Annotated in this window: 23 protein-coding genes; 2 read left to right on the plus strand and 21 right to left on the minus strand. The window is 67.5% G+C overall.

Annotated elements, in window-relative coordinates; all coding sequences use genetic code 11:
* Positions 1-35 precede the first annotated feature (35 nt).
* The 15 genes from ACYQ4W_RS10480 to ACYQ4W_RS10550 all read right to left on the minus strand — a co-directional run bounded on the left by ACYQ4W_RS10480 (position 36) and on the right by ACYQ4W_RS10550 (position 15,736).
* Positions 36-437, minus strand: coding sequence for a pyridoxamine 5'-phosphate oxidase family protein (locus ACYQ4W_RS10480; RefSeq protein WP_459856175.1), 402 nt, complete (start codon positions 435-437; stop codon positions 36-38).
* A gap of 52 nt (positions 438-489) precedes the next feature.
* The gene (locus tag ACYQ4W_RS10485; protein WP_459856177.1) at positions 490-915 is read right to left on the minus strand and encodes a MarR family winged helix-turn-helix transcriptional regulator; all 426 of its coding nucleotides are present in this window, start codon (positions 913-915) and stop codon (positions 490-492) included.
* 111 nt (positions 916-1,026) lie between these two features.
* A complete protein-coding gene (locus ACYQ4W_RS10490) occupies positions 1,027-1,854 on the minus strand; it encodes a hypothetical protein (RefSeq protein WP_459856180.1) in 828 nt (275 codons plus the stop codon).
* A 118-nt stretch (positions 1,855-1,972) separates the two neighbouring features.
* On the minus strand, positions 1,973-2,896 hold the full coding sequence (locus ACYQ4W_RS10495; RefSeq protein WP_459856182.1) for a DsbA family protein: 924 nt from the start codon (positions 2,894-2,896) through the stop codon (positions 1,973-1,975).
* Between the two features lie 14 nt (positions 2,897-2,910).
* Positions 2,911-4,104: a pyridoxal phosphate-dependent aminotransferase gene (locus ACYQ4W_RS10500; RefSeq protein WP_459858531.1), complete on the minus strand. Its 1,194-nt coding sequence runs from the start codon at positions 4,102-4,104 to the stop codon at positions 2,911-2,913.
* A 2-nt stretch (positions 4,105-4,106) separates the two neighbouring features.
* Positions 4,107-5,525 (minus strand): FAD-binding oxidoreductase, encoded by a 1,419-nt coding sequence (locus ACYQ4W_RS10505; RefSeq protein ID WP_459856184.1) that lies wholly within the window; start codon positions 5,523-5,525, stop codon positions 4,107-4,109.
* Between the two features lie 41 nt (positions 5,526-5,566).
* The gene (locus tag ACYQ4W_RS10510; RefSeq protein WP_459856185.1) at positions 5,567-6,262 is read right to left on the minus strand and encodes an amino acid ABC transporter permease; all 696 of its coding nucleotides are present in this window, start codon (positions 6,260-6,262) and stop codon (positions 5,567-5,569) included.
* On the minus strand, positions 6,259-7,044 hold the full coding sequence (locus tag ACYQ4W_RS10515) for an amino acid ABC transporter ATP-binding protein (protein ID WP_459856186.1): 786 nt from the start codon (positions 7,042-7,044) through the stop codon (positions 6,259-6,261). Before ACYQ4W_RS10515 ends, ACYQ4W_RS10510 begins: the two co-directional genes overlap by 4 nt.
* A gap of 4 nt (positions 7,045-7,048) precedes the next feature.
* Complete coding sequence (locus tag ACYQ4W_RS10520; protein ID WP_459856188.1) at positions 7,049-7,759, minus strand: amino acid ABC transporter permease; 711 nt, start codon at positions 7,757-7,759, stop codon at positions 7,049-7,051.
* A gap of 122 nt (positions 7,760-7,881) precedes the next feature.
* A complete protein-coding gene (locus tag ACYQ4W_RS10525; RefSeq protein WP_459856191.1) occupies positions 7,882-8,667 on the minus strand; it encodes an ABC transporter substrate-binding protein in 786 nt (261 codons plus the stop codon).
* Positions 8,668-8,825: 158 nt separating this feature from the next.
* Positions 8,826-10,181, minus strand: coding sequence for a dicarboxylate/amino acid:cation symporter (locus ACYQ4W_RS10530; RefSeq protein ID WP_459856194.1), 1,356 nt, complete (start codon positions 10,179-10,181; stop codon positions 8,826-8,828).
* A gap of 188 nt (positions 10,182-10,369) precedes the next feature.
* Positions 10,370-11,644, minus strand: coding sequence for a radical SAM family protein (locus tag ACYQ4W_RS10535; protein WP_459856196.1), 1,275 nt, complete (start codon positions 11,642-11,644; stop codon positions 10,370-10,372).
* A gap of 48 nt (positions 11,645-11,692) precedes the next feature.
* Positions 11,693-13,555 carry a hypothetical protein gene (locus tag ACYQ4W_RS10540; protein ID WP_459856199.1) on the minus strand — a complete coding sequence of 621 codons (1,863 nt, stop codon included), beginning with the start codon at positions 13,553-13,555 and terminating at the stop codon, positions 11,693-11,695.
* Positions 13,555-14,640, minus strand: a complete 1,086-nt coding sequence (amrS, locus tag ACYQ4W_RS10545; RefSeq protein WP_459856201.1) for an AmmeMemoRadiSam system radical SAM enzyme — start codon at positions 14,638-14,640, stop codon at positions 13,555-13,557. Before amrS ends, ACYQ4W_RS10540 begins: the two co-directional genes overlap by 1 nt.
* Positions 14,641-14,656: 16 nt before the next feature.
* The gene (locus ACYQ4W_RS10550) at positions 14,657-15,736 is read right to left on the minus strand and encodes a TOBE domain-containing protein (RefSeq protein WP_459856204.1); all 1,080 of its coding nucleotides are present in this window, start codon (positions 15,734-15,736) and stop codon (positions 14,657-14,659) included.
* A 241-nt stretch (positions 15,737-15,977) separates the two neighbouring features.
* Here ACYQ4W_RS10550 and ACYQ4W_RS10555 point away from each other — a divergent pair, with 241 nt between their 5' ends.
* On the plus strand, positions 15,978-16,937 hold the full coding sequence (locus tag ACYQ4W_RS10555) for a sulfite exporter TauE/SafE family protein (RefSeq protein ID WP_459856207.1): 960 nt from the start codon (positions 15,978-15,980) through the stop codon (positions 16,935-16,937).
* Between the two features lie 541 nt (positions 16,938-17,478).
* Positions 17,479-18,087 (plus strand): hypothetical protein, encoded by a 609-nt coding sequence (locus ACYQ4W_RS10560; protein ID WP_459856209.1) that lies wholly within the window; start codon positions 17,479-17,481, stop codon positions 18,085-18,087.
* 75 nt (positions 18,088-18,162) lie between these two features.
* Here the strand turns inward: ACYQ4W_RS10560 and ACYQ4W_RS10565 are convergent, their stop codons facing one another.
* The 6 genes from ACYQ4W_RS10565 to ACYQ4W_RS10590 form a co-directional block, all read right to left on the minus strand.
* Complete coding sequence (locus ACYQ4W_RS10565) at positions 18,163-18,381, minus strand: hypothetical protein (protein WP_459856211.1); 219 nt, start codon at positions 18,379-18,381, stop codon at positions 18,163-18,165.
* A gap of 64 nt (positions 18,382-18,445) precedes the next feature.
* Positions 18,446-19,741, minus strand: coding sequence for a NifB/NifX family molybdenum-iron cluster-binding protein (locus tag ACYQ4W_RS10570; protein ID WP_459856214.1), 1,296 nt, complete (start codon positions 19,739-19,741; stop codon positions 18,446-18,448).
* A gap of 32 nt (positions 19,742-19,773) precedes the next feature.
* Complete coding sequence (locus tag ACYQ4W_RS10575; RefSeq protein WP_459856216.1) at positions 19,774-21,189, minus strand: nitrogenase component 1; 1,416 nt, start codon at positions 21,187-21,189, stop codon at positions 19,774-19,776.
* Between the two features lie 2 nt (positions 21,190-21,191).
* Positions 21,192-22,631 carry a nitrogenase iron-molybdenum cofactor biosynthesis protein NifE gene (nifE, locus tag ACYQ4W_RS10580; RefSeq protein ID WP_459856219.1) on the minus strand — a complete coding sequence of 480 codons (1,440 nt, stop codon included), beginning with the start codon at positions 22,629-22,631 and terminating at the stop codon, positions 21,192-21,194.
* A gap of 71 nt (positions 22,632-22,702) precedes the next feature.
* Positions 22,703-23,005, minus strand: coding sequence for a (2Fe-2S) ferredoxin domain-containing protein (locus tag ACYQ4W_RS10585; RefSeq protein WP_459856221.1), 303 nt, complete (start codon positions 23,003-23,005; stop codon positions 22,703-22,705).
* A gap of 31 nt (positions 23,006-23,036) precedes the next feature.
* Positions 23,037-24,347: a NifB/NifX family molybdenum-iron cluster-binding protein gene (locus tag ACYQ4W_RS10590; protein WP_459856223.1), complete on the minus strand. Its 1,311-nt coding sequence runs from the start codon at positions 24,345-24,347 to the stop codon at positions 23,037-23,039.
* Positions 24,348-24,406: the final 59 nt, after the last annotated feature.

Below are 24,406 nucleotides of genomic sequence, written 5' to 3' on the forward strand. Positions count from 1 at the left end.
CGTCCGCACGACGCCGGGCCTTTTTTTCGTCGCGGCTAGAAGGTGAAGGTCTTGGGCGGCCTGCCGCTGAAGTCGAACATGTAGGCGCTGCCGTGGTCCACGCTGAACACGGTGAAGTCCGGATTCTCCGCCGAGCCGTAGATGCCGCGCACCAGAGCGTTGGCTTCCAGGATACGGCGCTTCACCCCCATGTCATCGTCGAGGTTGGCCGTGCCCTTCACCCGCACCGTGGCCATCTCTTTGGAAATGGCTGCGAACTCCAGCCTGGGGTCGGCCACAAGCTGGGCGTACACCTCCTTGCTCTTGGAGGTGCAGAACCACAACCTGTTCCCGTCCGCGAACTGGAACTGGAAGGGCCGCACCCGCGCCTCGCCCTTGTCTGAGGTGGCCACGAACACCGTCCAGTTCTTGGTCAAAAACGCAATGACTTCCTGCATGGTCTTCTCCTGTTGCTTTTTGTTCGACATCGAACAGTTTGCGCAAAAAAAATCAACTCATGTTGCCCAGAATGTTCTCCAGCCCCGCGGTGAGCTCCTGCCTGCGCGCCGGGTCCATGTCGCCCCAGATTTTGGCCAGCAACCGGCCGGAGATCTCCGCAAAGTCGGCGCGGAAGGCTTCGCCCCTGTCCGTCAGGCCAACCATGGTCACGCGGCTGTCCGCCGGGTCTGTGGAACGCTGGACAAAGCCCGCGTCCTCCAGCTTGCGCACCAGGGTCGTCACCGTGTTCTTGCGACGGCCGATGCCCTGGGCCAGGGCGTTCATGGGCAGCGGCCCGTGCGCGTACAGCATGGCCAAAATGGATCCGTGCGAGGGCACGAGTCCGGCGGGTCCCCGGCGGTCCAGCTCCGCCCGGATGAGTTCCCCGGCTCGGTCATGAATCATGGAGATGAGGTGGATGATCTGCTCTGTGCGCATGGCCGCGTAACTAGTTCGACGCCGAACAATTGTCAAGCCTTCCTGCCCGCCGGATGCAAAAAGGCCGGGCCTCCTTGCGGAAACCCGGCCTCGTGCTGTCGCTAATGCCTGCTAGAAACGGCCTTCGCCGGCCTTGTGCTCCGTGCCCACGGGCTTTGCGGTGTCGATGGGGCCGGGCTGCACCTCCTGGCGCACCTCGGGTGCGGCCGGAGCCTTTTCCTGGCCGGGACGGCTGACGGAATAGGTGCTCAGGTCGTCGCCCTGCTTGGCCGGAGCCGGAGCCCCGCCGGGGCGGCGCACCTCGGTGCTGGAGGCGGAGACCTTGCGCTCGCCGCTGAAGCTGCTGCCCACCGCGCGGTCGCCCTGGGAGGCCTTGCGGGCCTTCTTGGACTTGCGCGAGGACTTCGGCTCGACCGGCAAATCCGCCTGCTGGGCAGCCTCCTGGTCGAGCTTCCTTTCCGCCTTGGACTTCTTGCCCTTCTTCTCGACCACGATCTCTTCGGCTGCGTCCTTCTTGGACTTTCTGCCCTTCTTCTCGGCCTTTTCCGGCTTTTCCGCCACGGCCTCGGCCGCGTCCTTCTTGGACTTCTTGGACTTCTTCTGCGGCTTTTCGACGGCCGCCTCATCCTGGGCCTTCTTGGACTTCTTGCCCTTCTTGCCCTTCTGCTCAGCGGCTTGGGCTATCTCGTCCACCTTGGACTTGCGGTTTTTTTTGGCGGCAATCTTCTCGCCGGGCTTCACCTCGACCCAGCCGCCCTGATCCTGGCCGGGCACGGCCTTGCCCGACTTCTTGGCCTTTGTGCGCGTGGCCTTCTTTTCCTTGAGCGCAGCGGCGCGCTCCTCGGGTTTCATCTTATAAACCTTGGCCTCAAGAGGCTCAACGGCCAGCAGCCCCAGCACGAGCGCCACGGCCACAAGCCCGGTATAGAGTCGACGCATTCTTTGCCTCCTTGAAGGGGGGAACTCCGCCGCGAACAGCGTCGCAGCGTCCAAGTTTTAAATCATACACGACGAACGCCCAGGCCGTCCAGCGGCCGGGACCCCACGCCGGCCGGGGTTATTTCAGCAGCGAGCCCAGACGCGCCTCGTCGAAGCCGTCCACACGCACGTCGCCCACGAAGATGATGGGCGTGCCGCTGATGTCCATGCCGGCGGCCTTGGCGATGTCGGCGGAGACCGCCTTAGCATAGGGCGAGTCGTTCAGCGCGGCGACGATGGCCGCGCCGTCCTTGCCCAGGGCCGAAAGTTCGGGGAAGCGCTTCAGGAAGGAATCGGCCACCTCGGTCCAAGCCTTCTGCATGTTTTCCGGGCTCTTGTTCGCCACCTTGGGCAGGGGCAGGTCCGTGTAGGCGAAGCGCACGAAGTCCGCCAGGCGCTGCGGGTCCTTGTCCGCGGCCCAGGCCATGAGGGCGCAGGCGATGTCGGCCCCGGCGTGGGAGGCCAGGGGGAAGTGCGCCAGCCGGAACTCGGCATAGGCCGCGCCCTTGTTCATGAGGTAGTTGAAGGCCGTGCGGCAGTACGGGCAAAAGGGGTCGGAAACGAAGGTGATCACGGGCTTGCCCGTGCCCTTGAACACCGTGTGGCCCAGGCCCTTCAGGTCCGTCACGCGCACGCGGTCGCGGGCGTCCTTGAGGATGCTTTTGCCCGCGTTCAGGTCGACGATGTCGGACACGTAGAATTTGCCGTCCGCGCTGACGAACATGGTGAAGGGCTGCGCCTGGCCGCCCTGCGGCGCCAGCTGGCCGCGCACCACGTAGATGTCCAGCCCGCCGAAGGTGGCCGCCTTTTCCGCGGCGTCCACCTGCACGTTCTCCGCGGTCAGTGCCGGCGCGTTGGGCCGGCCCGCGATGCCGGCCACGAAATTCTTGCGGAAGGAGGCGGCATCGAAGCCGGCGGGTTCAAGCGAGGCGGCGCAGGCGAGCTGCGCGGCCAAAAGGGTCAGCACGAGGGTGAGGATGCTGCGGAGCAGAACGCGGCGCATGGGGTCTCCTTGGCTTACAGGTTGTGGGACCAGGCGGCCAGGCGGTCGCAGGCGGTCTCGATCTCGGCCTCGTCGCCGCCGAAGGACAGGCGCACGTGGCTCTCGCCGCCGGGCCCGAAGGCGCCGCCGGGGATGGTGATGACTTTGGCCTCGCGGATGAGCCGGATGGCCAGCTCGCGCGAGTTCTCCACGGGAAGGTCGGCCTTGGCCATGACGTAGAACGCGCCCCGGGGCCGGATGTGGCTGAAGCGCGCCATGGCGTCGAGCCGGGCGCAGATGAGGTCGCGGCGCTTGCGCAGCTCGGCCTTGAAGCCCGCGAAGATCTCCTGCGGACCGGTGAGCGAGGCCAGGGCGGCGATTTGCGAAACCGTGGGCGCGCAGATGGCAGCGGCGTCGTGGATCTTGAGCATGTGGCCGAGCAGGGCCTCGTGCGCCCACACAAAGCCCACGCGCCAGCCCGTGAGGGCGAAGCGCTTGCTGAAGCTGAACACGCCGATGAGCAAATGACGCAGTTCCGGCAGGCTGGCCAGACTGAAGGCGCCCTCGGGGTCGGGGCCGTCAAAGGTCAGCGCGTCGTAGGTGTCGTCGCAGATGATGAAGATGTCGTGCTTCAGGGCCAGGTCCGCAAGCTTAAGCAGGTCCTTCTTGGCGAACACCGCGCCGGTGGGGTTGTGCGGGCTGGAAACGATGACGGCCTTGGTGCGCGGGGTGATGCAGGCCGCCACGGCGTCCACGTCGAGGCTCCAGTCCGCGCGGCGCAGGGGCGCGAACACCGGCGTGCCCTCGGCCATGAGGATCTGCTCCACGTGGGAGGGGTAGAAGGGCTCGGGCACGATGACCTCGTCGCCGGGGCCGACCAACGTCAGCATGGCGCACAAGAGGCCCTCCATGCCGCCCACGGTGATGGCCACCTCGCGCTCGGCATCGGCAGGCAGGCCCTTCTCCACGCGCAGCAGCTCCGCCGCCGCGCGCCGCAGTTCGGGCATGCCGGGCTGCAACGAATATTTGCCCGCGGCCGGGTCGTCGCGCAGGGCCTTGGCCACCGCGTCCACCACATGCGCCGGGGTCTTGAAGGACGGGATGCCCTGCCCGAGGGACACGCAGCCGCCCACCTTGGCGGCGATCATGGGCATCTCCTTGGTGGCGGAGATCTTAATCTGCTTCACGCGGCGCGAAAGCCGCGCCTCCAGTCCGCTGGCGGGGTCCATGCTCACAGCGCCTCCTTGGGGAACAGCTTGCCGGGGTTCAAGATGTTGTTCGGGTCCAGCAGGGCCTTGATGCCGCGCTGCAGCCGGAGGCTCACGGGCGCAATCTCGAGCGGCAGCAGGTGGCGCTTGGCCAGGCCCACGCCGTGCTCGCCGCTCATGGTGCCGCCAAGGGCCAGCGCCAGGCGCACGCACTCCTCAGCCGCGGCCTCCACCCTGGGCCGCGCGGACTCGCGGGGGGCGGTCAGATTCAGGTGGATGTTGCCGTCGCCCGCGTGGCCAAAAGCGTAGATGACGATGTCGTGCTTGTTCTCCACCGCGGGCAGGGCGGCCACCATGTCGGCTATCTTGCCGATGGGCACGGCGATGTCCTCCGGAATGTACACGGCGCAGGAGTCGTGGATGCGCGTGCTCACGCTGCGGCGCACCTTCCACACGGCCTCGCGGCCGTCCTCGTCCGGCGCGGGCAGAATGTCCAGCGCGCCCAGCCTGCGGCAAATGGACTCGATGTCGTCCACGGCGCGCAGGGTCTCCAGCTCGGAGCCGTCGCACTCGATGAGCACCAGGGCCTCGCCGCCCTCGCCCGGCGCGCCGGGCAGGCCGGAGCGCACGTGCTCCGGCAGCAGGTCGCCCACGAGCCGCAGGCAGCGCGCGTCCAAAAACTCCATGGCCGAGGGCAGGTGCCCACGCGTCATGACGCCGATGATGGCGCGCATGGCCGCGTCCAGGTCCGCGAACACCGCGGCCAGGCACGCCTGGTGCCCGGGGTGCGGCAAAAGCTTGAGGGTGAGCTGGGTGATGACGCCCAGGGTGCCCTCGCTGCCCACAATGAGCCGCGTCAGGTCGTAGCCCACCACGCCCTTGCGCGTGGCCGTGCCCGTCTTGATGACCTCGCCCGTGGGCAGCACGGCGGTGAGGCCCAGCACGTAGTCGCGCGTGGTGCCATACTTGACGCAGGCCGGGCCGCCCGCGTTCGTCGCCGCGTTGCCGCCGATGGTGCTGGTGTCCAGGCTGGCCGGGTCGGGCGGATAGAACAGCCCCTTGGCCCGGGCCGCGCGGCGCAGATCGCCCGTGAGCACGCCCGGCTCCACCGTGGCCGTCACGCTGTCCGCGTCGATGGCGATGATGCGGTTCATGGCCGACATGTCGAGCACCACGCCGCCGGTCTCGGCCAGGCAGCCGCCGGCCAGGCCCGTGCCCGCGCCGCGCGGAATCACAGCGAAGCCGTGCTCGTTGGCCAGGGTCACAAGGCGCGCCGCCTGGGCCTCGTTGCGCCCCAGCAGCACGGCCGCGGGCGGCAGGTGCAGGCCGGATTCGTCGCGCCCGCGCGGGGCCAGGGCTGCCGCGTCGGTGAGCAGGTCGGGGCCGAATTCGCGGGCCAGCAGGGAAAGCGTGTCGGGACTGGGGGCGCCAGGGTATGGCATGGCCGACTCCAATTGGGGGCTTTGCGTGGCGGGGTGAAGCGTCAGGCCTTGGGGCGTTCGAAGCCGGGCACGCTCAGGGCGTTTTCCAGCAGGCGCAAGAGCCAGCCCGCCACCGTGACCAGCAGCAGGTAGAACACGCCGAGGGTGCAGAACACCTCGATGTTGCGCCAGGAATTCTTGGCGATGGTGGTGGCCGTGCCCGTGAGTTCGTTCACCGTGATGATGGACGCGAGCGACGAGTATTTGATGAGGTAGATGACTTCGTTGCCGCAGCCGGGAAGCGCCCGGCGGAAGGCCTGGGGCAGCACCACGTTCACCACGGCCTGCCGGGTGGTCATGCCCAGCGCCAGGGCCGCGCGTATCTGCCCGCGCTTGATGGAGTTGAGGCCGCCGCGGATGTACTCGGACTGGTAAGCCCCGCTGCACAGGCCAAAGGACAGGATGGCTGCGGGGATGGGGTCGAGCACCAGGCTCCATTCGCCGAACTTGATGTACGGCAGGGCGAAGTACCAGAAGAACACCTGAACGACCAGCGGCGTGCCGCGAAACAACGAAACATAGCCTTCCGCGAACTTGCGCACGGGCCAGGGGCCGTACACGCGCAGCACGCCGGCGGTGAGGCCGATGAGCGCGCCCAAAAGCGCGGAGGGCGCAATGACGATGATGCTGACCCACAGGCCCTCAACAAGTCCGGGCGCCAGGTCGGCCCGCAGGAACTCGAGGTACGGCGTGCTCACAAACGGCACTCCCCGTCCGAGTCGCCGGTGAGCTCGCTGATCTTGGAGCAAAAGGCCTGGGTGCGCGAGCTGGAGCCCTTGCCCAAAAGCTCCGCCGGGGAGCCCTGCTCCACCAGCCGGCCCTTTTCCATGAAGATGAACTCGTCGGCCAAGCTGGCGGAGAAGCTGATCTGGTGCGTGGCCATGATCATGGTCATGCCGCCCTGGGCCAGGTCGCGGATGACGGCGAGCACTTCGCCGATGAGTTCGGGATCGAGCGCGCTGGTGGGCTCGTCGAGCAGCATGACCTTGGGGTCCATGGCCAGGGCCCGGGCAATGGCCACGCGCTGCTTTTGCCCGCCGGAGAGGTTGGCCGGATAGTGCGTGGCCCTGTCCGCCAGGCCCACGCGCTTGAGCTCGGCTATGGCGCGCTCCGTGGCGTCGAGCTTGCTCATGCCCTTGACCTTGATGAGCGCCACGCGGACGTTCTCCAGCGCGCTCAAATGATCGAAAAGATTGAAGTCCTGAAAGATCATGCCCACCTGCTGGCGCAGGGCGCACAATTCCTTCTTGTTCGCGCCGTCCACCTCGCGCCCTTCCAGCAGAATGTGGCCGGAGTCTGGCGGCATGAGGAAGTTGAGGCACTGGAGCAGCGTGCTTTTGCCCGCGCCGGAGGGCCCGATGAGCACCTTCACCCGCCCGCGGCCGATGTTCAGGCTCACGGAGTCGAGCACACGGTTGCCGCCCAGGATCTTGATGAGGTTTCTGGCCTCCAGAATGGGAGTGGTTTCACTTGGGGACATGAGGTCAGGCTGCTCCTTGGCGCGTATAGCCCGCGATGCGGACCTTGTTTTCCAAAAGCGAAAGGGCCTTCACCCCGACCCAGGTGAGGGCGAAGAAGATGATGCCCGCCACGAAGGACATGCTCACCGGCTCGTGGGTGGTGGAGGCTATGGAGCGCATGCGGGCCATTATCTCCACCACGCCGATGGTGAAGGCCAGGGCCGAGTCCTTGAGCAGGATGGAGTATTCGTTGCTCCAGCCGGGAATGGACAGGCGCAGCGCCTGGGGCAGAATGATGCTGCGGATGGCCTGGGCGTCGGTCATGCCCAGGGCGCGGGCGGCCTTGAGCTGGCCGGCCGGCAGCGACTGGATGGCGCCGCGGAAAATTTGCGACTGGTACGCGCTCGAGGTGAGGCCAAGCACCAGCACGGCGGCCACGAAGGGACTGTCGAGCCCGAGTCCGGTCAGGCCCGGCAGGCCGGAAATCCAGGCCAGGAGGCCGAAGTAGAAAATATAGAGCTGCACCAGGATGGGAATGCCGCGGAACAGCCAGACGTAGGTGGAGACCACGCGGCGCACGGGCTTTGGCCCATAAACCTGCAGCACGGAGAGCGGCACGCCCAGGGCGAGCCCAAGCAGCATGGCCCCGATGATGAGCCCGGCGGTCCAGGTGACCCCGCCCAGCATGTAGGGCAGCGACTCGCGGGCGGCGGTGAAGGCGACGTTGAAATCCATGTATGCCTGGGCGTTCCTGTGGATGACGGGTTGCGCGGAGTTGCGCCGCCCCTGAAAAGGCCGAAAGGCTCCGGCGTGATCCCGAAGCCTTCCGGTTGACTTTTCAGGCGCGAATGCGGGGTCTAGTCGACGTCGTACTTCTTCTTCAGCTCCTGCCAGTACGGATCGGCCATGAGCAGCTTGAGGCCCTCGTTGACCTTCTTCTGCAGCTCGGCGTCGTCCTTGCGCATGGCGTAGCCGTAATTCTCGGGCTCGGCGTCGAAGGTGCCCACGACCTTCACGTTCTTGTCCTTCTTCAGCACTTCCTTGGCGATGGTGTTGTCCATGCCGGAACCGTCGATGCGGCCCACGGGAAGGTCCTGCATGGCCAGGTCGGTGGAGTCGTACTGCACCAGCTTGAACTTCATGCCGGGCTTCTTGGCCAGGTCCTCAAGGTACTTGGCGGTCACGGTGCCGCGCTGCACGCCGATCTTCTTGTTCGTGGTCAGCATCTGCTCCAGGGTGGCCTTGCTGTCGCCCTTGACCACCAGCTGCTGGGTGACCTTGTAGTACGGGTCGGAGAAGGTGACGCGCTGGGCGCGCTCGGCCGTGGCGCTCATGCCGGAGCAGATGATGTCGATCTTCTTGGCCTCAAGGGCGGGGATGATGGCGGACCACTCGACGGGCTGGTGCTTGACCTTGAAGCCCATCTTCTTGCCGATCCACTCGATGGCTTCCACGTCAAAGCCGACGGTCTTGCCCTCTTTGTCCACAAAGGCATACGGGGGGAAGCCGCCGCCGTCGATGCCGTTGATGATGGTCTTTTCCTCAGCGGCGGTGGCGTTCTCGGCGGCCTTCTCGGGCGCCTTCTGGCAGCCCACCAGGGCCAGGCCCAGAACCAGGGCAACAGCAAAAGCAAGACGTTTCATGCGCGAACCCCTTTGTTCAAACACTAAGTGCGGATATTCCCCGAAGCGCCCCACGCGCCCCCAAGGACAGCCAGTTCCTGATCGCCAGCGCATAACAGACTGCGCCCCCGCAGGCAAGGACCTGCAGGGGCGCGTCGGTATCTGTCGCGTGAGTGGTTCTAAGCCTTTTCGCCCTGTCCGGCGCCGGGAATGGCTTCGCTCACGGAGCCGTCGAGGATCTCCTCGGGCGAATCCTCGGCCATTTCGTCCTTGCCGGAGAAGGCCCTCTGCAGGGCCGGCATGTCCAGCGCGCCTTCCCACTTGGCCACGACGATGGTGGCCACGCCGTTGCCGATGAGGTTGGTGATGGCGCGCGCCTCGCTCATGAAGCGGTCCACGCCGAGCAGGATCGCCATGGCCGCCACCGGGATGGTGCCCAGGCTGCCCAGGGTGGCCGCCAGGGTGATGAAGCCGCCGCCGGTGACAGCGGCCGCGCCCTTGCTGGTCAGAAGCAGAATGCCCATCATGTACATCTCGTCGCCGAAGGACAGCGGCGTGTTGGTGGCCTGGGCCAAAAACACGCTGGCCATGGTGAGGTAGATGCAGGTGCCGTCGAGGTTGAAGGAGTAGCCCATGGGCAGGGTGAGGCCCACCACGGAACGGTCGCAGCCGGCAACCTCCATCTTGGCCATCATGCGCGGCAGGGCCGCCTCGGAGGAGCTGGTGCCGAGCACGAGCAGGATCTCCTCTTTGATGAAGCAAAGATAGCGCCACAGGCTGAAGCCCGTGAGTTTGCAGACGATGCCGAGGAACACGAAGATGAAGACGATGCACGTGGTGTACACGCCGGCCATGAGGTACATGAGCTGCTGCAGCGTGCCCACGCCGAAGGAGCCGACCACGTAGGCCATGGCGCCGAAGGCGCCCATGGGCGCGAAGTACATGATGTAGTGTACGACCTTGAACAGGCCCTTGCCGAATTCATCGACGAAGCGGGTGACTGTCTTCGCCTTTTCTCCCAGGGCTGAAAGCGCCAGGCCGAAGAAGATGGAGAAGAACAGCACCTGGAGGATTTCGCCCTTGGCGAAGGCGTCCACCACGTTGCTTGGGATGATGTTCAGGATGAAGTCGACGGTGGACAGCTTTTTGCTCTCACCCGCGTACTTGGCCACGGAGGCGGCGTCCAGGGAGGCCACGTCGATGTTCATGCCCACGCCGGGCTCGTAGATCTTGACCACCACCAGGCCGATGGCCAGGGCGATGAGGGTCATGGTCCAGAAATACAGCATGGCCTTGATGCCCACGCGGCCGACCTTGCCCATGTCGCCCATTTTGGCGATGCCCACAACGACTGTGCAGAAAATGATGGGGGCGATGATCATTTTGATCATCTTGATGAAAGCGTCGCCGAAAGGCTTCATCTGCGCGGCGAAGCCAGCCTTGCCGGGCAACAGAATGCCCACAAGAATGCCGATGCAGATACCGGTGATGACCTGAAAATAGAGAGACTTGTAAATTGGTTTCCCTGCGCCCATAAGTATCCTCCATCCGGGGTTTGGATTTCAGACCACCATAGACGTGTTAGCAATATCCGGCAAGCATATTGTTGCGGACTTCCGGTCTCTCCCCCCACTTTAAATAAAAGTGAGCGCTTACAAATGGTTCTTGCCAAAGGCCGCCCTGCGGGGCCTTTGGACCGGAAAGCCGTGCCGCCCTGCGCGGGCTATTTTTCGAGGTATGGGTTGAAGTAGCCGAAGTTCAGCCAGGGGTTGGCTTTCTTCAGGCGCTTCAAGAAGTTGACCAGGCCCATGCAGGGGCCGAAGTCGAACCCGGCCATGAGCTTCATGACCAGCTCCGGGTCCAGGTTCAGGTTGCGCATCTGGATGAAGTCGAGCTTGGTTTCGGCCACAAGCTCGTTCAGGGCGTCCCACTCGTTCTCGCCGTCGGTGATGCCGGGGAAGTACAGCAGGTTGAGCGAGACGAACAGTCCGGCGTCCTTGGCGGCATGGATGCTCTGCACCACGTCCGCGAACTGGTAGCCGTTGGGCCGGTAGTAAGCCTCATAGGGCGCCTTGCGGGCGCTGTTCAGGCTCACGCGTATGGAATCCACCCCGGCGGCGGCGAGCTCGGGCAAGGTGCCGGGCAGGCTGGCGTTGGTGTTCACGTTCACTGTGCCCAGGCCCCCGGCCTTGCGGAACTTGCCCACGGACGAGGCGATGAGCGCGGCCTCGGTCAAGGGTTCGCCCTCGCAGCCCTGGCCGAAGGAATAGATGGGCCGCTTCTCCTTGCCCTGGTGCCGGCGCATGATGTCCACCAGCTCTTTTTGCGTGGGCTTGAAGGTGATGCGGTTCTGGGTGGAGGGAAAGCCGGAGTCCTCCGGCTGGTGCGAAATGCAGCCCACGCAGCGGGCGTTGCACGTGCGCGAGGTGGGCAGCGGGGCCTCGAACCGGCCCAGGGCCAGGTTGCGGGCCGCCGGGCAGCCGTAGGTCAGCGCGCAGCAGGTCAGGTGGCGCGCCAGGCGGTTGTCGGGCAATTCGGCCAGCAGCTTGCGCGCGCCGTTTTCTATGCGCGCCCGGGGAATGTTGCAGAACTCCTGGCGGTGGTCCATGTCCACGCGCTTGGCGCACACGTAGAACTGCCCCTCGTAAAATCCCAGCGCGCCATAGGCGAACAGCGGCAGCACGGGCGCGCCCGGGCGGGTCTTGTAGGCCGCCGTGGCCGAAAGCGTGTGCGCCGGGCTGGCGAACACCGCCACGGCCAGCTCGTCCGGCTCGCCAAGCTCCTCCACCCGGCCGGATTCCGGGTCCAGGCCGAGGGCGCTGCGGCCGGGCAGCAAAAAGAACTCGCTGCCCTCGGGCAGGGGGATGAGCTCGTCCGGCCGGGGCGGCGTCAGCTCGCTGCCGCGGCGGCACAGCATCAAGAGTTCCGGGTGGTCGTAGATGTTGCCGGCGGCGTCCGCGAAGACGAGGTAGGGTTCGATGCGCTTGGTGGTGCTCATGCCCCCCAATACCTCGCCGGGGCCCCGGCGGCAAGCCGTCGCGCAGCCTCAGGGACGCGGCGCCGGGAGCTGCCCGCCCAGCAGCAGGCTGGCGGCGAGCCCGGCCCGCAACTCGGCCGGATCCAGCCCCGCTGCCGCGCCGGAACCGGACTGGCCGGAACCTGCCGGTATCGGCGTCGTCCGAGCTTGCCCGGCAGGAGGGTGGTCAAGTTGTCCCGCGCCTTCCTCTCCAGGCGCAAGCAGGCGTAGCGCGCCGCGATACTCCTGAGCGGCCAGGGCATGCTGCCCCTTGAGCAGATAATAGCGGCCCAGGCGCGCGTGCTCCATGACCGCGAGGCCGGGCTTGTCCACCAGCAGGCGCAGCGGGATGACGGACGCGGCCAGCACAGCGCAGGCCAGGGCCAAAGGCACAACGCGGCCCCGCCAGCCTGTGCGCCGCCCAAAGGGAATCTCCGTCAGGGCCAGGGCGGCGAAGGGAATGGCCAGGGGCAGCAGCACCGCGCGGTAGCGCGGCGTCACCTGGAACAGCACCACCAGGGCCGCAGAGACCGCGAGCAGCACGGCCAGGGCCACGGCCTGGGCCGATATTCCGCAGGTGTTTTGGCCCGCATGCTGGTCCGCTCTCCGGCACACGCTCCGGCAAACATTCCACAGGCCAGCCGCGGCCAGGGCGAAGAGCAGCCCAACCGGCAGGCGCAGCCAGCCCGGCACGGGCGAAAAGCGCGCGCAAAATTCCACATCGGCCGTGGCGTCCACCCCGTGCCCGTTCACCAGCAACAGCGTCTTGCGGGCCAAAAGCCCGGCCGCCTCGGCCGGATGCCCGGCGAAGAAATCCCAGGTCCGGCCGTACCAGTAGGCGTCCGCAGCGGCGAGGCTGAGCGGCTGGCCGGTGCGCGCCCTGGCCTCGGTCCAGGCCTGCATGATCACCAGATAGGGCGTGTTGTCGAAGCCGGGCAAGGGGTCGCCCACGCCGCTGGCTCCAGGATGGTTGCCGGTGTAGAGCGTGAACCCGCCCTGGAAGCCGAAGGGCGAGGGCCGCCCGGCCACCGCGGCGTTGTGGACCATGAACGGCGCGAACACGAGGAGCATCCCGGCCAGGCAGCGCCCGGCCGCCGAAAGCCGCGCCCGCCTGTCCTGGCTCGACATGCCCGGACGTGATCCGGCCTGGCCCGGCGCAACACACCACGCGGCCAGGGCCAAAAGCACCGCCGGGGCAAGATTCGGCCGCAGGAGCGCGGCCAGGGCCAGCACGGCTCCGGCCAGCCAGGCGGTCAGCGAACCGGTCTGTGAGCCGGTCGACCTGCCAGTAAGGGGCCCGCTTGGTCTGGCTGGTCTGCCCGCGGCGAACAGCAGCACAAGCCCGGCCAGCAGGAAAAACGCCGCTGGCCCCTCGCCCAAAGGCAGCAGATCGTAGAACAGCAGCGGCCCGCAGAAGGCGTAGAGCACCCCGGCCAAAAGCCCGGCCAGGCGGACGCGCCCAGCCGAGGCCGACGGCGAACAGGATGGCGGGCAGAACATCTGCCCGGCGATTCCAGCCGTCAGGCAGGCGCACAGCGCGGCCGAGGCCGCGTCGAGCACCGCGTTCACCAGCACAAAAACGGGGATGTCCGGCCCGACGAGGATGTACTGCGGGGCCAGCACCAGGGCGTAGCCCGGGCTCATGAGCATGGGCTCGGCAAAGAAATACGCGCCCTGCATGAGCTTTTCCACGGCGAAGAGATAGGCCGAGAGATCGGGCACATACTCGCCCGCCAGGGGCGTGGCGCGCACGAACCAGACGTGCGCCAGTCGGGGGATGAGCGCCAGAAGGAACACCAGGGCCGCGAGCCGCCAGGTGAAGGCGGAGGCATCAGCTAGCGTTTTGGCCGGGGCGGACGCCCCATCGCCGAGCACCCGCCCACGCCCGGTCATCAGGCCCAGACCCCGGGCAGCGCGGTCCCGCAGGAGCCGCAGCATCCGTCGACCAGGCCGCCGCGCGTCTGGAAGCCCTCGCGCTCCAGCAGCAGCGCACCGCAAGAGCCGCAGCGCGTGTCGCCGAAGCCGGCCCCGCTGGCGTTGCCGATGTAGACATGTTTGAGCCCGGCGGCGTGGCCTTCCTCCCGCGCCAGCAAGAGCGTCTCCGTGGGCGTCACGGGCGTGTCGAGCAGTCGGTAGGCCGGGTGGAAGCGCGAAATGTGCCAGGGCGTGTCCGGTCCCAGCTCGCGCACGATGAACGCGGCCAGAGCGGCCAGTTCGGCGCGGCTGTCGTTCAGGCCGGGAATGACGAGGGTCGTGAGCTCCAGCCACCAGCCCAGGGCGCGCATGTGCGCAAGATTCGCCAGCACCGGGGCCAGCCGCGCGCCGCACTGGTCCTTGTAGAAGGCTTCGGTGAAGGCTTTCAGGTCCACGTTGGCCGCCTGGATGAGCCCGTCCTGCGCGGCGCCGAGAGCGTCCAGACACTCCGGACTCATGAAGCCGTTGGTCACCAGGATGTTCTTGAGGCCGCGCGCGCGGGCCAGCCGGGCCGTGTCCTCCACCAGCTCAAAAAACACGGTTGGCTCGGAGTACGTGTAGGAGATGCTTTTGGACCCGGACTGCGCGGCCGCGTCCACCAGGGCCTGGGGCGAGACGGCGTGCCCGTTCACCGGGCGGCCCAGGCGCGGAGACTGCGACAGCTGGGCGTTTTGGCAAAAGGAGCAGGACATGTTGCAGCCCATGGTGCCGAAGGAGAACGTGCGCGAGCCGGGCAAAAAATGATACAGCGGTTTCTTCTCCACCGGGTCCACGCTGATGGCCGAGGGCAGGCCGTAGACCAGGGTCTGGAGCGCGCCGCCCTGGTTCCGGCGCACGGCGCAGAGGCCTTTGCCGCCGTCATCGATGGCGCAGAAGTGGCTGCACAGGCGACACTGCACCTTTGCGCCTTCCCCGGCGGCCCCGCTGAGCGCCTTCCACAGCCTGGCCTCGCGCACCGCCTCGCCGCCTGACCCGCCCATCGCCTCGCCCATCGCCTCGCCCATGACCGCCTCCCTCGCGCTAGCCGAAGTTCAGAATCACCGAGAAGGCCCCGAAGCTCGCCCACACCGGGGAGCCCACGGCAAGCCCCAGGCGGCGCACGCTCTCCGCGGTGATGACCGCGGCCAGCATGGTGCCGTCGGAAAGCTCGGCCATGATCTCGGCCGAGACTTGGTCGCCCGCCGCTTCGCCGGTCAAAATGCGCCGCACGATGGCCGGATAGCGGTTGGCCGCCGTGGTCGTGGGCTCCACGTCGCCCGCGGTGAGCTGCACCCAGGGGGCCTTGATGTCCGCCGTGGCCAGCACGCCGGGCTTGATGCCCAGGCGCTGCACGCTCTCTTGCGTGATGACGCTGACGACCTTGAAGCCGCCCAGGCTGGTGATCTCCACGCTGGAGACCACGGGACCGGCGACGACCGCGCTGACCGCTCCGAAGAAACGGTTGCGCGCGCTGGACTTGCGCCGCTCTTCGCGCTTGAGGTATTCCTCAACTATGTCGCCCGCCTCGACCTCGGAGTAGTCGGAGAAGGCGGCGGTGAGGTCCGCCGAGGACTGGCCGAGCAGGCGCTGCACCACGGGCAGGGGCACGTCCTGACGCATGAGCTGCCGCGCCAGGGAGCGCCGCAGCACGCTGGGACTGGCCAGATCGCGCGGGAGCCCGGCGGCTTGGGCGCGCTCGTAGAACTTGCGGCGCACGTGGCCCTGGTCCATGTCGAACAGGCGGGAGGCGCCCTCGGCCAGCTCCGGGTCCTCCAGGGCCTCGCGCAGGGCGCGGGTCACATCGGCCGGCAGGGGCACCTCGCGGCCATCCGCCCCGCCGAAGCGCGCCACCGGGCGCTCCTGCTCCAGGCTCAGGTCGCGCGTGGGGTCAAGGCTCAGCACCTCGCCCAGGCGCGCCCCGGTGGAGCGCAGCAAAAGAAAGATGAGCCAAAGCCGCCGGCGCGAGGCATAGTCGGCCCGGCGGCGCGAGGCGTCCATCCACGAGCGGAAGGACTGTTCCAGCTGGACGATCTGCGCCGCGTCCAGGCAGCGGGCGTCTGCGCCCGCCACGGGTGCTGTTTTGGCGCTTGTGGATTGGGCTTTTGATCCGGGCGTGGTCATGCGCTGCTCGTTTTGTCTTTACAGTTTACGGGCTGTGGGCAAGCTTAGGGGGAAACAACGCGCCTGCCAAGGCCGGAACTTTGAGAAAAATACGCCTTTGCTCAACCTGGCGCAATTTTTTTCGTGACAAAGCGCGGGAGCTGTCTTATTTTGAAGTCACGAAAATTCTATTTCGCGTGACAACAAGTGTCCCGCAACCCGGCGCGGCCCACGCCGCCCGGCCGCCTCACAGGAGGTCGCCATGCTCTTCCAGGTCGCAGGCATCGAAGTGCAGCCCTGGGTCCCCCCGCTGGTGTCCCTTGTCCTTTCGTTCTTCACCTCCATGGGCGGCGTTTCCGGCGCGTTCTTGCTGCTGCCCTTTCAAATGAGCGTGCTGGGCTACGTCAACCCGTCGGTGAGCTCCACCAACCAGTTCTACAACATCGTGGCCATACCCAGCGGCGTGTGGCGCTACATCCGCGAGGGCCGCATGGTCTGGCCCCTGACCTGGGTGGTCATCGTGGGCACGCTGCCCGGCGTGTTCCTGGGCGCGTACATCCGCGTGCAGTACCTGCCCGACGCGCGCAACTTCAAGCTATTCGCCGCGTTGGTGCTGCTGTACATCGGCCTGCGCATGGTGCGCGACCTCATCAAGCAGATGAAGGGCCAGACCAGCGGCGCGGCCGCGGCCGAAAAGCGCTTCCAGGAGCAGGTGGCGCGCTTTTGCGAAAAGGCCAAGAGCCGCGAAGCCTGCGGAGAAAAGCTGGCCGCCGTGCGGGTGGTGCGCTTCACCTCCACGCGCATAGCCTATGAGTTCTACGGCGAGACCTACGACGTGCCGACCTTCGGCATCCTCGGCCTGTCGCTCATCGTGGGCGTCATCGGCGGCACATACGGCATCGGCGGCGGGGCCATCATCGCGCCGTTCTTCGTGTCGTTCTTCGGCCTGCCGGTGTACACGGTGGCGGGCGCGGCGCTCATGGGCACCTTCATCACAAGCGTGGCCGGGGTGGCCTTCTACCAGGCCATTGCCCCCTTCTACCCCACCATGTCCGTGGCGCCCGACTGGATGCTCGGCTTCCTGTTCGGCATTGGCGGCATGGCGGGCATGTACCTGGGCGCGCGCTGCCAAAAGCACGTGCCCGCCCGCTACATCAAGTGGATGCTCTCCGGCCTGCTGGTGTTCCTGGCCTTGAAGTACGTGAAGGATTTTATCGGCTGACGGCACCCGACTGCGTTTTCATCAGGGCGAAGACGCGGGCATAGTTCCAACAGGGCGGGAGCTCCACACACCCCGCCCGGCGCAACATCCCCCGCAGCCCTCCGCAGCCCCCGCGCGTCCGCACGATCCGCCGGGGGCTGCCTTTTTGCGCCTTGCGCCGCTCCGCCCCCGCGGGCTAGACTCCCGGCAACGTCCGCCCAAGGAGCTTCCGTTGCGCCGATGCCTTCCCCACGCCCCTGCTGCGCCGCAGCCGAATCGGGTACCAGACCGGCCGACAGACCGGCCGACTGGCCGCCCCCTTGGCCGCCCTCTTCCCCATCCCCTTGCCCGGCCCCTTGCCCGCCCAATTCGTCGTCCAGCTCGTCGCCCAGTTCGTCGACAATTGAGCTGGCCGTTCCAGCAGGGTGCGCCGCAAGCACGACTGGCCGCCCCTGCCCCGGCGGACTCCGGTTCGGCAAACGCCGGCACGGCAGGTTCCGAGACGGCAACACAGCGCCCTGCCCGGTCGGGATGCCCCGCGCCGCTGCTCATCCCGCTGCTTTTGGCCCTGCTCTGCCTCTTTTTGCCCGACGCCACACAGGCCGAGCCCCTGCCCGCCCTGCGCGCCGAACCCGGCGACCAGGCCCGGCCCGGCGATGCCACCTGGCCCCTGGGCGCCACGGCCAGCGCAGAGGCGGACGTGACCGTCTCCGTTTCCGGAGCGGACGGCGCGCCCGACACGTTCCAGGTGGAGATCCGCCCCAGGCCCGGCCCGGACAAACAGCCCGGCCTTCGCACCTGCGTGGGGCTGGCCAGCGGCGTGCGCCGCAACCTGTACAAGACGCGGGCCATCACGCTGCTGATCCGCGCCTCGCGCCCGGTGGCCGGGCTGCTGACCATCGGCAGCTCCAACACCGAGAACCCGCGCGCCCGCGACCGCTTCTTCGGCTCCTTCGTCATCGGCACGGAATGGAAACGGCTGCGCCTGCCCTACGGCACCCTGGCCCCGCTGCCCGGCTGGCCGGAAGAAGCCGCGCGCCAAGGCTTCGCCCCCGGCGACCTGGTGCTGCGGCCGGACAGCGTGGAGGACATCTGCATCGGCGCGGAAGCCCGCCGCCTGCCCAAGGAGGGCGTGACGCTCTACATCCAGGACCTGCGTTTTGTGCGCTAGACGCGAAAAAGCCCCCGGGAACGCGCCAACGCTCCAGGGGGCCGTGTCCAGCCAACGCCAACCATCAAAACATTTTCAGCCGAAGCGCAGCTTGCGCCAGCGGTTGGCCGCCACCAGGCTCCACACGCCCTCGACCAGGCCGAAGGGCCACGCGCCCTGCAAAAAGCCGTAGGCCGAGCCCAGGACGCAGGAACCGGCGAAGCCCAGCACGAACCAGTGGCTCCTGTCCTCCAAGGCATAGAACAGCAGCATCAAACTCACGGCCACGAGGCCGAAAAGAGTCAAAGCATCCATAAAACCTCCGGCGCAGCGCGCCCGGCCGTCGCCCACGGGTCCCGGATGACCCGGCCAATGCGGCCTAGCAGCCGTCGCCCGCGCCGCAGCACTGCTTGCCGGAGCCGCCGGCCTTGGCGCGCAGCACCTCCAGCCCGCCCACGCCGCGCTCGCCGTAGGCCACCCGCAGGGCGTCCTCGATGAACCCGGAGCAGGCCGCGGGCACCACGCCGCGCTCGGTGAGGATCTTGCGCGGGGTTTCGCCCACCGCGCCCACAAGCACGGCCCGGCAGTCGCTCAGCAGCTTGGCCAAGTCCTCCCAGCGGGAAGGTCCGCAGCCAAGGCCCGGAGCCGGGCGCTCCTCCACGAGACGGAAGCCGCCGTTTTCGGCCTTGCCCCAGATCTGGAAGCGCTTGGCCTCGCCCAGGTGCTGGTTGATGAGCAGGCCCTCGCGCGAGGCGACGGCGATATACGGACGATCGTCCTGGCCCTGCGGGGGCAGCTTCCCGCAGGCCGCCAGGACGCCGCCCAGTTCACCGGAGCGGTCGGCGCAGAGAAGTCCTACGGCGTCCGCCCGGCAACGACGGCAATGGGTCATCTGCGGCACCAGGTGGCCGATCACGTCGCGTACGGCGGTGACCTCCTCCTTGGTGGGTTCGGGCAATTCGCCGAACGGCGTTCCCGCAGTGGGGTGCATGGGCATAAGGTTCATGAGGTCCACGCCGAGCTCCTGGGCCTTCTCGGCCACGGCCTTGAGCGGCGCGCCGTTTTCGATGGTGTTCACGCCAGGAATCATGATGGTGTTGACCTTGACGGCCAGACCGCGCGCCTTGAGCGCGGCGATGGACGCCAGCTGACGCGAGAGGATCAGCTCCGCGGCGTCGCGCCCGCGGTAGACGACGTTTCCGTCGCGCACCCAGGAGTAGATCTTGGCGCCGATCTCGGGGTCGATGGTGCTCATGGTGATGGTGGCGTGGGTGACGCCGAGGGCCGCCAGGTCGTCAACGTACTCCGGCATGGCCAGGCCGTTGGACGAAAGGCAGAAGAGCATGTGCGGGTAGGTCTCGTGGATCAGGCGCATGGTCTCCAGCGTCTCCGCCGGGTTGGCCATGGGGTCGCCGGGGCCGGCGATGCCGATGACCGTGATGCGCGGCTCCTTGTCGAGCACCTGCTTGGTGTACTCAAAGGCCTGGTAGGGCTTGAGCACGCCGCTGGTCACGCCCGGGCGCGACTCGTTCACGCAGTCGTACTTGCGGTTGCAGTAGTTGCACTGGATGTTGCACTTGGGGGCCACGGGCAGGTGCACGCGCCCGCAGGAGCCGGAGCTGGCCTTGTTGAAGCAGGGGTGCTTGACGCTCTTGGGATCGATGAGGACGTTCATGGTCGGCTCCTTTTCCTGAATGAGTGCGGGGACTAGAGGTATCCGTAGCCGATGTCGGAGTCGGTCTGCTTCTTTTCGAGCACGATGTTCACCAGGCGGTCGAAGAGGCTCTGCGCGCCCCGGTAGCCCAGGTGCAGCATGCGCTGCCCGCCGAAGCGGTCGTGGATGGGGAAGCCGCAGCGCAGAAGCGGAATGTTCCAGTCGCGCGCGGCCTTCTGGCCCTTGCTGTGCCCCACCAGAATGTCCGGCGAAAGCGCGGCGGCCTCGTCCACGATGTCGAAGAAATCCACGCCCTCGCGCACGATGGGCATTTCGCGCAGCACGTCGCCGCAGGCGGCCTTGATGTGCTCGGCAACGCCGCGCTTCTTGGCGCCCGTGGCCACCAGCACCGGCTTCACGCCTATCTCGGCCAGGAAGGTGGTGAGGCCGATGATGAGGTCCTCCTCGCCGTAGACCACCGCCCGCATGCCGGACACGTACTTGTGGCCGTCCACCAGGGAGTCGATGTAGCGGCCGCGCTCAAGGGAGAGCTCGCGCGGGGGCTCGTTGCCGGTGATCTGCTTGAGCGCGTTGAAGAAGGCGTCGGTCTCGCGGATGCCCATGGGCAGGCCCAGCCGGTGCAGCGGCACGCCGAAGCGGCTTTCGAGGGAGGTGCCCGCCGTCTCCTGCGCCGTTATGGCCCGGCCGAACTCGATGCTGGCCGCGGAGCCGCTCATGGCGCGGATTTCGGCAACGGACGTGCCGCCGGAGGGGATGTTCTCGTATTCCAGCAGGGCCGGGCCGTCCAAGGTCTCGGAGTAGTCGGGCAGCATGGTGGGCGTGATGCCGAAGCCCAGGCAGATCTCGCGCAGGTGGCGGATGTCCGCCGGGGAGACCATGCCGGGCATGAGGTTCACGCGGCCCGTGGGCGCGGCCTTGTCCGGCAGGCCGCCGGGGCACAGCTGGTCGGCCAGGGCCTTCACCGCGCCGTGGAAGCCGTCCATGTGCGTGCCGGAATAGCTGGGCGTGGACACGTGCACCACGTCGGCCAGGGGCAGGTCGCCGAACTCCTCGCGGAACTCGGTCAGAATGCGCGCCACGTCGTCGCCGATGGTCTCGGTGAGGCAGGTGGTGGCCACGCCCACGACCTTGGCGCCGTACTTCTGCATGGCGTTCAACAGGCCCTTCTTGAGATTGGGGCCGCCGCCGTAGATGGCGTTCTTTTCGCCCAGCGCCGAGGACGCGATGTCCATGGGCTCGCGGAAATGGCTGATGATGTAGCGGCGCATGTAGGTGGCGCAGCCCTGGCTGCCGTGCAGGAAGGGAATGGCCCCCTCCACGCCCTTGAAGGCGATGGTCGCGCCAAGGGGCGTACACAGCTTGCAGGCGTTGGTGGTGGCCACGTGGCTTTCGCCCTTGTAGTCGTTCAGGCTGTCGAGCACGATGTCGTCCGCGATGTCCTTGGTCATGGCTACCCCCTCGCTCCCTGCATTTCCGGGCTGCTCTCGCTCACGTTCAGGCCGCATTCGCGCCGGGGCACAAAGCGCCAGATTGGGCTCATGACCGAGGAGTGGACCTCCTTGGCGAAATTGAGCATGCCCTCGAAGCCTTCCAGGGCGATCTTGCGCTCGTGGTTGTGGTCGCAAAAGCCCACGCCGAGCTTGAAGGCGATGGGCCGCTCCTTCACGCCGCCCACGAAGATGTCCACGTCCTTCTCCTTGATGAAGGCGGAGAGTTCCAGCGGGTTGGCGTCGTCCACCACGATGGTGCCGGGCGCGCAGATGGCGGCCAGCTCGCGGTAGTCTTCCTCGGTGCCGGTCTGGCTGCCCACAATGACCACCTCCATGCCCAGGTGGCGGAAGGCCTTGACCAGCGAGAAGGCCTTGAAGCTGCCGCCCACGTAGACCGCGGCGCGCTTGCCTTCCAGGTCGCGGCGGTATTCCGCGAGCTTGGGCATGAGGCTTGAAAGCTCCTCGCGCACCAGATCGGCCGTGCGCGCAACCAACCCGGCGGCCAGCTCCGGGTGCTTCAGCTCAAAATGCTCGGCCACGGCGTACAGGCTCTCGGCCACGTCCTCGATGCCGATCCAGCTGACGCGGATGAAGGGGATGCCGAAGTCGTCGCGCAGCATCTTGGCCAGGTCCTGGGTGGAGCCGGAGCACTGCACCATGTTCAGCCCCGCGCCGTGCGCCCGGCGGATGTCGTCCACCCGGCCGTCGCCCGTGATGCCCGCCACCACCTGAATGCCCATGCGCTCCAGGTAGCGCTTGATGATCCAGGTTTCGCCCGCGAGGTTGAAGTCGCCCATGATGTTCACGGAAAGGGGGCTGATGCCGCTTGTGTCGCCGGTGCCCACCAGGGTGCGCATGGCCTTGCACGCGGCCTGGTAGCCCTCGCGCTTGTTGCCCTTGAAGCCCTCGCTCTGCACCGGGATGACCGGGATGCCGTGGCGCAGGCTTGCGGCCTTGCACACGGCACCCAGGTCGTCGCCGATGAGTCCGACGATGCAGGTGGAGTAGACGAAGGCGGCCTTGGGGCTGTGCCGCGTGATGAGTTCATCCAGCGCCTTGGCGAGCTTCTTTTCGCCGCCGAAAACGACGTCCAGCTCCTGCAGGTCCGTGGAGAAGGACAGGCGGTGCAGCTCCGGGCCGGAGCTCAGCGCTCCGCGGATGTCCCAGGTGTAGGCGGCGCAGCCGATGGGCCCGTGCACCAGGTGCAGGGCGTCGGCTATGGGATAGAGCACCACGCGTGAGCCGCAGAACACGCAGGCGCGCTGGCTCACGGCCCCGGCCAGGCTGTCGCGGTTGCAGGCCATGCTGAAGGGCTCGGAGCCGGTGCGGTGGATCTGGTCCTTGCGTTCCTCGAAGATGGCCGGGCGCTCCGCGCAGGTGGCCGTCGCTGTCTCTGTCATGGCTCTTTTCTCGCTTTGTCCCGTGGTTGCCTGCATGCCGCCCCTGCCGCCTGTCCGTCTGCCTTCCCGGGTTAGGAGAGCAGGTAGTCCGCGGCGGGCTCGCCGGCCTCGATGCCGTCCAGAATGGCGTCGATGGCTTCTTCGCTGTTCACGCCCTTGAACCAGAGGTTGTCGGGCTGGATGACCAGGATGGGGCCTTTTTCGCACTGCTTGAGGCAGCCGGTGGTGGCCACCTGCACGTCCAGACCGCGGTCGAGGATGCCTTCCTCGATGTACTGCAGCAGCCCGTCGGTCTGCTTGTGGCAGATGCCCTTGGGCTCCTTGCCGAGGCGGAAGCTCTGACAAACGAGGATGAGTTTCTCGGGAAGGGCCATGCTGAACTCCTTGAAGCTTGAGGTTAGGGGGTTAGTTCGCCTTGACGCGCTTTTTGCCGTTTTTTTTGCCCCCGCCGAAAAGCAGGTCCACGGCGCCCTTGATGTCCGTCTCCGCCGTGAGCACGGTGATTCCGGCCTCGGCCAGGACCTCGCGCGGGTGGGCCCCGGCGCTGGCCGCCAAGATGGCGAAGCAGTCGCCCAGGGTCTCGGCCAGGTCGGTCCAGCGCTTGTCGCCGCCGCCGGGCTCCGGGGCGTCGCGCACGCCGAGCAGGCTCGGCAGGCCGTCCTGGGCGCGGGGGCCGAAGATGAGAAACTTGATGGCCTGGCCCAGGTGCAGGTCCACGTCCATGCCGCCGGAGCTGGCCACGGCCACGTTGACGCGCGCGCCCACGGGCGTGGGCAGCGCCGGGGCGCATTCGCTCAGCACGCCGGCCTCGCCCGCATGCTCCATCCACAAAATGTCTTCGCCGCAGGAGTCCTCGCCGGGGACCAGGGCGATGTAGCGGGCGGCCAGGGTGCGCAGCTCGTCCAACCGGCCCGGGGCCAGGCTGGGCAGGGGCGCGGCCTCGTCGCTTTCTTCCTCCGGCGCCGGGGCCGGGGCCTTGGAGGCGCAGGTGGAGGCCGTGCCGCAAGAGGCGCAGGCCGAGGGCGCGCAGCCGGAAGCCGGGGCCGCGGGAACCGGGGCCATGACGGCTGCCGTCTTGCCGGGCACAAAGGGCACCAGCTGCAACAGGTCTGCGCCGAGGCTGGCCATGACGCCCGCCACGTCTTCCACGTGGGCGTCGTTGATGCCCGCGTACACGGTCATGCGCGCGGTGACGAACAGCCCGGCCTCGCGGAAGGCGCGGATGGCGCTGGCCTGGGCGTCCACCAGCAGCGTGGAGGCCTGGGGCAGCGGCACGGTGCGCCGGCCCGGGCGGATCCAGGCGTACACCTGCTCCACGATGACGGGGTCGATGGCGTCGACCAGCACGGTGACCTTGGAGAGACCGGCCTGGACCAATTCCTTGGCCAGGGCCTTGATGTCCGCGTCCTGGGCCCACAAGCCGTTGGTGGTCAGGCTCTGGGCCAGCTCCGGGTGCCCTGCGTGCACGGCCTTCAGGGTCTCCAGCACGGGGGCTGGTTCGGCCAGGGGCTCGCCGGGGCCGCTTATGCCCACGCCGGAAAGGACCACGCCGTCGGCCAGCACGCGCTCCAGCCATTGCAGCACGTCGGCCGGTCCCAGGGCGCGGCCGGGGTTTTCCGGCTCGCCGAAGCGGCGGCGGGCGTTGGCGCGGGGCGCCACGGGCAGGTGCATGCAGCCGGGCTTTGTGCTCTTGGGCTTCTTGGATGCGCAGGACATGGGGACTCCGATTTGTTTTGCGGTTACCGGCCCCCGGCCGGGGACAAATTCCCCGGCCG

This window comes from Humidesulfovibrio idahonensis (genome assembly GCF_054657715.1).